Origin of the sequence: Sulfitobacter sp. UBA4523, from assembly GCF_002388305.1 — a bacterium.
In the GTDB taxonomy this organism is placed as follows: domain Bacteria; phylum Pseudomonadota; class Alphaproteobacteria; order Rhodobacterales; family Rhodobacteraceae; genus Sulfitobacter; species Sulfitobacter pontiacus.
Genome location: NZ_DGMH01000007.1, coordinates 58697 through 66379, shown reverse-complemented (window position 1 = coordinate 66379; position 7683 = coordinate 58697). Strand labels below are relative to the sequence as shown.

General features: G+C 61.2%; 10 protein-coding genes and 1 pseudogene. 9 read left to right on the top strand and 2 right to left on the bottom strand.

Translation table 11 applies throughout. From position 1 onward, the window contains the following. Both B3849_RS01320 and B3849_RS01315 read right to left on the bottom strand, forming a co-directional pair. A partial coding sequence (locus B3849_RS01320) for a YigZ family protein (protein WP_286779716.1) occupies positions 1 to 283 on the bottom strand: 283 nt, incomplete at its 3' end. Positions 284 to 292: 9 nt separating this feature from the next. Further along, positions 293 to 1000 (bottom strand): M48 family metallopeptidase, encoded by a 708-nt coding sequence (locus B3849_RS01315; protein WP_005851568.1) that lies wholly within the window; start codon positions 998 to 1000, stop codon positions 293 to 295. Positions 1001 to 1124: 124 nt separating this feature from the next. On the opposite strand from B3849_RS01315, the gene B3849_RS01310 reads away from it, so the two are divergent. The 9 genes and pseudogenes from B3849_RS01310 to B3849_RS01270 form a co-directional block, all read left to right on the top strand. After that, positions 1125 to 1361: a hypothetical protein gene (locus tag B3849_RS01310; RefSeq protein WP_005851566.1), complete on the top strand. Its 237-nt coding sequence runs from the start codon at positions 1125 to 1127 to the stop codon at positions 1359 to 1361. A 14-nt stretch (positions 1362 to 1375) separates the two neighbouring features. Continuing rightward, on the top strand, positions 1376 to 2242 hold the full coding sequence (locus tag B3849_RS01305) for a branched-chain amino acid aminotransferase (RefSeq protein ID WP_005851564.1): 867 nt from the start codon (positions 1376 to 1378) through the stop codon (positions 2240 to 2242). A 32-nt stretch (positions 2243 to 2274) separates the two neighbouring features. Then, positions 2275 to 2733, top strand: a complete 459-nt coding sequence (locus B3849_RS01300) for a universal stress protein (RefSeq protein WP_278425835.1) — start codon at positions 2275 to 2277, stop codon at positions 2731 to 2733. 98 nt (positions 2734 to 2831) lie between these two features. Then, positions 2832 to 3392 (top strand): NifU family protein, encoded by a 561-nt coding sequence (locus B3849_RS01295; protein ID WP_005851560.1) that lies wholly within the window; start codon positions 2832 to 2834, stop codon positions 3390 to 3392. Then, positions 3385 to 4041, top strand: a complete 657-nt coding sequence (tsaB, locus tag B3849_RS01290; protein ID WP_278375929.1) for a tRNA (adenosine(37)-N6)-threonylcarbamoyltransferase complex dimerization subunit type 1 TsaB — start codon at positions 3385 to 3387, stop codon at positions 4039 to 4041. The genes B3849_RS01295 and tsaB overlap by 8 nt, the downstream gene beginning before the upstream one ends. Further along, entirely contained in the window at positions 4038 to 4454 is a 417-nt protein-coding gene (gene rimI, locus B3849_RS01285) for a ribosomal protein S18-alanine N-acetyltransferase (RefSeq protein ID WP_286779715.1), read from the top strand. The genes tsaB and rimI overlap by 4 nt, the downstream gene beginning before the upstream one ends. Before the next feature lie 160 nt (positions 4455 to 4614). Continuing rightward, positions 4615 to 5610: a BMP family lipoprotein gene (locus tag B3849_RS01280; protein WP_005851554.1), complete on the top strand. Its 996-nt coding sequence runs from the start codon at positions 4615 to 4617 to the stop codon at positions 5608 to 5610. A 2-nt stretch (positions 5611 to 5612) separates the two neighbouring features. Next, positions 5613 to 7241, top strand: a complete 1629-nt coding sequence (locus B3849_RS01275) for an ABC transporter ATP-binding protein (protein ID WP_009826063.1) — start codon at positions 5613 to 5615, stop codon at positions 7239 to 7241. 1 nt (position 7242) lies between these two features. Further along, positions 7243 to 7683: pseudogene (locus B3849_RS01270) on the top strand (ABC transporter permease); the annotation flags it as partial.

Genomic DNA, 7683 nt, shown 5'->3' with positions numbered 1-7683 from the left:
CCCCGCCATACCAGCGCGTGACCACGATCAGGTGATCCTCCAGCCCTTCACGCTCTAGCATCCGGATAATCACCATCCCCGCACCGGATTCCCCATCATCGCCTTTCAGCGGGCCGCCGTCTGACAGCAGCACCGCCCAGGTGTTGTGGGTTGCCTTGGCATAGGATTTATCGCGCTTGAGCTCTTTCAGCGCAGCATCCACGGCGGCGCGATCGGACGCGGGGCATCCTGACACGGCATATTTCGACCCGCGGTCCGACAGTATCTGGCCAAGCTGCTTCATGCTGTGCCGTTACAGCCCCGCCGCGGTCCGCCGTACGGTATCCAGACGCGATGCATTGGGCGGGTGCGTGCCCAGGAAACGGTCACCGGGGTCAGGAATACGGGTAAAGAATTCGGCCCCCCGCAGCGGGTTATACCCTGCGCGTGCGGTGATGATGGTGCCCAAGGCGTCTGCCTCAAGCTCGAAGTCCTTGGAATAGGTCCGCGCGCCCACCTGCGCCCCAAGACGCTGTGCCGATTCGACCGCTGTCGCATCGCCCCCGCTCAGCGTGGCGAGACCGGCAAAGATCACCGCACCGGCGACCGCGTTCTGCTGTTGGCGTGCGATATGCCCTTCGATGTGGTGAGCAGCCTCGTGCCCCATGACAAAGGCAAGCTCGTCCTCGTTACGCGCATCCGCGATCAGGGCGAGCGTGAAGGCGATGACCGGACGCCCGGCCTTATCCTCGGTTTGGTAGGCATTGGCGGGCTGGCCGGGGCGGTCATCGACCACGATGTTGAAATCGCAATTCACCTGCGAGGTCCGCACGCGACATTCGCGTTCAGCGACAGGTTCGACCGTTTGTAACACGCGGATAAAGCTGCGGGCGGATTCATTGGCGGAAAAACTAGCGGGTTGCCCTTGCTCGGGTTGGGTGGAGACAGGCCCCGACATGGTCGTCGGTTCGCAGGCAGCCATAAATGCCGCAGCGGCCAGAGCAAGACAGTATCTCAACATCACGTAACGCATCCTCAAAAGGGCAACGAATAGATCTGCCACCGTTTTAACGCGGCGGCGCGGATTTGAACAGACGGCGCAGTGCTGCTCTTGCATTGGACCACCGAAAGAATACTGTGCCTTCATGTTTACGATTGAACACGAATTCGATGCCAGTGTGATCACTCTGATCGACGAAGGCAAAGCACCCTTGCGTGAAGATGTGACGGTGCAGGCCTTTGCCAGCGTTATCACATTCGAGCAATGGGACCCGCGCACCAACTCTGTCTGCAAGATCAGCCTCTCGCCCGAGCAGCTGCACGATCTGACAGCCGCGCTGAACCTGCCCGAGGGCATCTACCGCACCGCGCCCAAGCGGTAACCAAAGGACACGCTATGGCCACTGGCACACATATCAAGACATTTTACGAAGGCAGTTGGCACGAGGGTGACATCTCTGTCATCAAGGCCGCGGACCACGGTGCATGGCTGGGCACGACCGTATTTGACGGGGCGCGGCTGTTCGACGGTCTTAGCCCCGATCTGGAGGCGCACTGCGCGCGGATCAACCGGTCGGCCAAGGCGCTGATGATCACCCCCACGGTCGAGACCGCCGATATGGTCGAGATGGTACGCGAGGGTCTGAAAAGCTACCCCAAGGACGCCGCCGTCTATATCCGCCCGATGTATTGGGCGCTTGCGGGCGACGAGCTGGGGATCGTGCCATTAAAGGACGCGACCGGTTTTGCCATCAGCCTAGAACAGATCCCTATGGCGGCACCCGATGCGGCCACGACGCTGACACGGACCCGTTTCCGGCGTCCCGTGCTCGAAGACAACGTCGTCAACGCCAAGGCGGGCTGCCTTTATCCCAACAACGCCCGCATGATGGTTGAAGCCCGCGCCAAGGGCTTTGGCAACGCGCTGGTCGCCGATGCCATGGGCAATGTCGCCGAATCGGCTTCTGCCAATGTGTTCATGGTCAAGGATGGCGAGGTGTTCACCCCGATCCCCAATGGCACGTTTCTGGCCGGTATCACCCGCGCGCGGCATATGTCGAACATGCGCGCCGACGGGATCAAGGTGCACGAAACAGTGCTTAGCTTTGATGACTTCCATGCCGCGGACGAGGTCTTTTTGTCCGGCAATATGATGAAGGTCACGCCGGTCAAAGCGTTTGACGACACGCAGTACCAGATCGGCCCCATGACCCGCCGCGTGCGCGAGATGTATTGGGATTGGGCGGCCTCCGACCGTGGCTGACCCCGCCCCCCGCCGTTCAACAGGAGGATGCTATGCGTAAATTTATGGTTGTGCTGGATGACAGCCGCGAATGCCTGAACGCCATGCGATTTGCCGCGATGCGGGCGTCCAACTCTGGCGGCGGGGTGGTGGTGCTGTCGGTCATCCCGCCTGACGAATTCAATCACTGGATCGGTGTGGCCGAGGTCATGCGCGAGGAAGCCCGCGAAAGGATCGAGGTGCATTTCGAGGTCTTCGCCAAATGGATGCGCGACCGGCTGAACGTGGAGCCCGCGCTGGTCATTCGCGAAGGTGTGATCGTGGACGAGATCATCAACCAGCTGGCCGATGACCCCGAAGTCGGCGTGCTGGTGCTTGGCGCGGGCACCGACAAGAAATCTGGCCCCGGCCCCTTGGTGACCCAGCTTTCCCGCAACGCAGGCTCGCTGCTGGTGCCGATTACCATCGTTCCCGGTGACATGAGCAAAGAACGGCTCGAGATGATCACCTGAGGCGGCACCGCAGGCCGTCGCAAACTTAGAACCGTTCCAAACCTTGACTTGCGCGCGTTCAGGTCGCATATCTGCATCAACCCTTTCAGGAGCATGTGATGTTTATTCAGACCGAATCCACGCCCAACCCCGCAACGTTGAAATTCCTGCCCGGTCAGACCGTGCTAGAGATGGGCACCGCCGATTTCCCCGCCCCCGAAGCGGCCAGCGCCTCGCCTTTGGCCACGCGTCTGTTCGCTGTCGAAGGCGTGACCGGCGTGTTCTTCGGCACCGATTTCGTGACCATCACCAAGGCTGACGGGATCGAATGGGACCACCTGAAACCCGCCCTGCTTGGCGCGATTATGGAGCATTTTCAATCCGGCCAGCCGGTGATGGAAACCGGCCATGACCACGCGTCGGGCCATGCGGAGCATACCGGCGAAGACGGTGCGATCGTCGGCCAGATCAAGGAATTGCTGGACAGCCGCGTGCGCCCTGCCGTGGCACAGGACGGCGGCGACATCACCTTCCACGGGTTCGAGCGCGGCGTTGTCTATCTGCACATGCAAGGGGCCTGCGCGGGCTGCCCATCGTCCACATTGACGCTGAAAATGGGCATCGAGAACCTGCTGCGCCACTACATCCCCGAAGTGACCGAGGTACGCCCGGTTGCCTAAGACGCCTCTTCTCCTGGCGTTTGATACATCGGCCGCACATTGTGCGGCCGCTTTGCTGTCGGGCGACCAGATCATCGCCAGCGTCGAGGAACCGATGAACAAGGGGCAGGGCGAACGGCTGCTTGGCCTATGTGCCGAGGTGCTGGCCAGCGCAGATGTGGCCTATAGCGATCTGACTGCGATTGGCGTCGGCATCGGGCCGGGGAACTTCACCGGGATCCGCATCGCGGTCTCGGCTGCGCGTGGGCTGGCGCTTGGCCTTGGGGTGCCCGCGATAGGTGTTTCGCATCTTCAGGCGCTGGCCTTCGGGCATGATGGCGTTGTCATCAGCAGCATCGATGCGCGGCAAGACAAGCTGTTCGTGCAGGTGTTCGGCACGATGGACGACCGCGACCCTGTGATGTGTGGGCTGGATGATCTGCCTTCGGTACCCTCGCGCGCCGATCCCGTCTGTGTCGGTCATCAGGCCGATATGATCGCAGCACTTTGTAACGGCACCGCCTTGCCCCCTCGTATGCCCGTGGCAGAGGCAACGGCACGCATTGCCGCCACGAAGCTTGGCACCCGGACCCCGCGCCCTGCCCCGCTGTATCTGCGCCCCGCCGATGCCGCCCCGGCCCGCGACACACCGCCCGCGATCTTTTCATGACGCCGCAGGATATGGCGCGGATTCACGCCGCCGCTTTTGTGCACGACCGTGCGTGGACGGCGCAAGAGATCGCCGATCTGCTGGCCTCCCCTTTCGTGACGTATCTGGCGGAACCGCAGGGCTTTGCCCTGACCCGCCTCATCGCGGGAGAGGCAGAGCTGCTGACCCTCGCCGTTGATCCCGCAGCCCAACGTCAGGGTATTGGCCGCCGCTTGCTGCACCGCTGGATGGACGGGCTTGAAGCGCAGGCCGACACCGCCTTTCTGGAGGTCGCCGCCGACAATACCGCTGCCATCGCACTTTACACTTCCGCAGGGTTTCGCCAGACGGCCACACGTCGCGGGTATTATCAGCGTAAAGATGCGCCATCCGTTGATGCATTGATCCTTTCGCGTCAGTTTACGCACGGTTAATAGGCAATATCATCCCCAAGCGCTTGAGAATCCGGTTGACCCTACCCATGGGCTACGCAGTATCGTACATCTGATCGACGGAACCGGGCGCAAGCGCGGAACTGCGACCGGGCAAAGGCTTCGCGCTTGCGCCCCAACACAATAAACCGGGAGACACTCCATGACCCTTATGACCAAATTCCTCGGCGCTGCTGCGGCCACGGCTCTTAGTGCCGGTGCGGCTCTGGCCGAACCCGCCCTGATCTTCGACCTTGGCGGCAAATTCGACAAATCCTTCAACGAAGCCGCCTTTGCTGGCGCGCAACGCTGGGCCGAAGAGACCGGTGAAAGCTTCCGCGAGATCGAACTGCAGTCCGAAGCACAGCGTGAACAGGCGCTGCGCCGTTTCGCCGAAGCGGGCTCCAACCCTATCGTGATGACCGGCTTTGCCTTTGGTGATGCGCTTGGTCAGGTTGCAGGCGATTACCCTGATACCGATTTTGTCATCATCGACATGGTTGTCGACGCACCCAACGTCCGTTCCGTTGTCTTCAACGAACACGAAGGGTCCTATCTGGTCGGCATGATGGCGGCGATGGCCTCTGAATCCAACACTGTCGGTTTCATCGGCGGCATGGACATCCCCCTGATCCGTAAGTTCGCCTGCGGCTACGCCCAAGGCGTTCTGGCCGTGAACCCCGACGCGACCGTGATTTCGAACATGACAGGTTCGACCCCTGCCGCATGGAACGACCCCGTAAAAGGGTCCGAACTGACCAAAGCGCAGATCAGCCAGGGTGCTGATGTTGTCTATGCAGCCGCGGGCGGCACAGGCGTTGGCGTTCTGCAAACCGCAGCGGACGAAGACATCCTGTCGATCGGCGTGGACAGCAACCAGAACCACCTGCACCCGGGCAAAGTCCTGACCTCGATGATCAAACGCGTGGACAACGCTGTGTTTGACGCGATGTCCGATGGCCCCGGCATGGAAAAAGGCTTTAACGTCATGGGCGTTGGCAACGAAGGCGTGGGCGTCGCGATTGACGAACACAACAAGGCACTGGTTACCGCTGAAATGCAGGCCGCTGTGGATGAAGCAGCAGCCAAGATCGCAGACGGGTCGCTTGAGGTACATGACTACATGTCCGACGACAGCTGCCCGAGCCTGAGCTTCTAAGCGTGAGCACTGCAACACATACGGAGCGGCAGGAAACTGCCGCTCCGGCGATCGAGCTGAAAGGCATCTCCAAGGCCTTTGGTCCGGTACAGGCCAATAAAGACATCTCTATCCGCGTCATGCCCGGCACGATCCATGGGATCATCGGGGAAAACGGCGCGGGCAAATCGACGCTGATGTCGATCCTTTACGGATTCTACAAAGCTGACAAAGGCGACATCTTTATCGCCGGTAAAAAGACCGACATCCCTGACAGCCAGGCCGCGATTGCCGCAGGCATCGGGATGGTGTTCCAGCACTTCAAACTGGTTGAAAATTTCACGGTCCTGGAAAACATCATTCTGGGTGCCGAAGACGGGCGGCTGTTGAAACCGTCGCTGGCCAAGGCGCGCAAATCGCTGATGAAGCTGGCCGATGACTACGGCCTGAAGGTGGACCCCGACGCGCTAGTGCAAGACATCGGCGTCGGCATGCAGCAACGGGTGGAAATCCTCAAGGCGCTGTATCGTCAGGCCGATATCCTCATTCTGGATGAGCCCACCGGCGTACTGACCCCAGCCGAGGCGGACCAGCTGTTCCGCATCCTCGGGCGTCTGCGCTCCGAAGGGAAGACGATCATCCTGATCACCCACAAGCTGCGCGAGATCATGGAGACGACGGACACCGTATCGGTCATGCGCCGCGGCGAGATGACCGCCACCGTCAAGACCGCCGAAACCTCGCCCGCCGAACTGGCGGAGCTGATGGTCGGCCGCAAGGTATTGCTGCGTGTCGACAAGAAACCCGCGGCCCCCGGTCCGGTCATTCTGGATGTCGAAGGGCTGCGCGTCGTTGATGACAAGGGCGTCGAGCGTCTGCGCGGCATCGATCTGCAAGTCCGCGCGGGCGAAATCCTTGGCGTTGCGGGGGTGGCCGGCAATGGCCAGTCCGAACTGCTTGAGGTTCTGGGCGGATACCAGACCGGCAAGGGCAGCGTGCGCGTCAATGGCACGGCACTGGACCTGACCGGCAATAAATCCGACGGCCAATCCCGCCGCAACCACGGCATCGCCCATGTCCCCGAAGACCGCCAGCGCGAAGGTCTGATCATGGAGTATCAGGCGTGGGAAAACACCGCCTTCGGCTATCACAAAGACCCTGCCTACCGCAGCGGCATGTTGATGGATAACGCCGCGATCAAGGCCGACACCGTTGAAAAGATGGAACGTTTCGACGTGCGTCCGCCAAACCCCAAACTGGCGGCCAAAAACTTTTCCGGCGGGAACCAGCAAAAGATCGTTCTGGCGCGCGAGATCGAACGCAACCCCGACCTGCTGCTGATCGGCCAGCCGACCCGTGGCGTGGATATCGGCGCGATCGAATTCATCCACGAACAGATCGTCGCCCTGCGCGATCAGGGCAAGGCGATCCTGCTGGTCTCGGTCGAGCTGGAAGAGATTCTCGCACTCAGCGACCGGGTGGCTGTCATGTTCGACGGTCAGGTCATGGGCATCCGCGACGCCAGCCAGACCGATGAAAAGGAACTGGGCTTGCTGATGGCGGGCATCACCGATACCGATGCGCCCCATTCCATCGAAGAGATCGAAGACAATCTGGCCCATGCGGGCGGCGATCCGCATAAGGAAGTGTAACATGGACGTAATGCCAAAATGGGCCGAGGTCGTCCTCGTGCCTTTGATTTCGCTATTGCTGGCAGCGATCCTGTCGGCGCTGGTCATTCTGGGCATCGGGGAAGACCCCGTTGCGGCCGTCAAACTGATGGTGTCCGGCGCTTTGGGCAGCACCTATGGCTGGGGCTATACGCTGTATTACGCCACGAACTTCATGTTCACCGGCCTTTGCGTTGCCATCGCCTTTCACGCGCGGCTGTTCAATATCGGTGGTGAAGGCCAGGCGATGCTGGGCGGTTTGGGCGTAGCGCTGGCCTGTCTGTATATCCCGTGGCCCCATTGGTCGCTGGCCCTGATCGGTGCGGCTGCGATGGCTGCCGTGTTCGGCGCCGCCTGGGCCGCGATCCCCGCGTTCCTGCAAGCCAAACGGGGCAGCCATATCGTGATCACCACGATCATGTTC

Coding starts and splice junctions, on each gene's coding strand:
- B3849_RS01315 (WP_005851568.1), bottom strand. CDS start 1,000: ATGTTGAGATACTGTCTTGCTCTGGCCGCTGCGGCATTTATGGCTGCC.
- B3849_RS01310 (WP_005851566.1), top strand. CDS start 1,125: ATGTTTACGATTGAACACGAATTCGATGCCAGTGTGATCACTCTGATC.
- B3849_RS01305 (WP_005851564.1), top strand. CDS start 1,376: ATGGCCACTGGCACACATATCAAGACATTTTACGAAGGCAGTTGGCAC.
- B3849_RS01300 (WP_278425835.1), top strand. CDS start 2,275: ATGCGTAAATTTATGGTTGTGCTGGATGACAGCCGCGAATGCCTGAAC.
- B3849_RS01295 (WP_005851560.1), top strand. CDS start 2,832: ATGTTTATTCAGACCGAATCCACGCCCAACCCCGCAACGTTGAAATTC.
- rimI (WP_286779715.1), top strand. CDS start 4,038: ATGACGCCGCAGGATATGGCGCGGATTCACGCCGCCGCTTTTGTGCAC.
- B3849_RS01280 (WP_005851554.1), top strand. CDS start 4,615: ATGACCCTTATGACCAAATTCCTCGGCGCTGCTGCGGCCACGGCTCTT.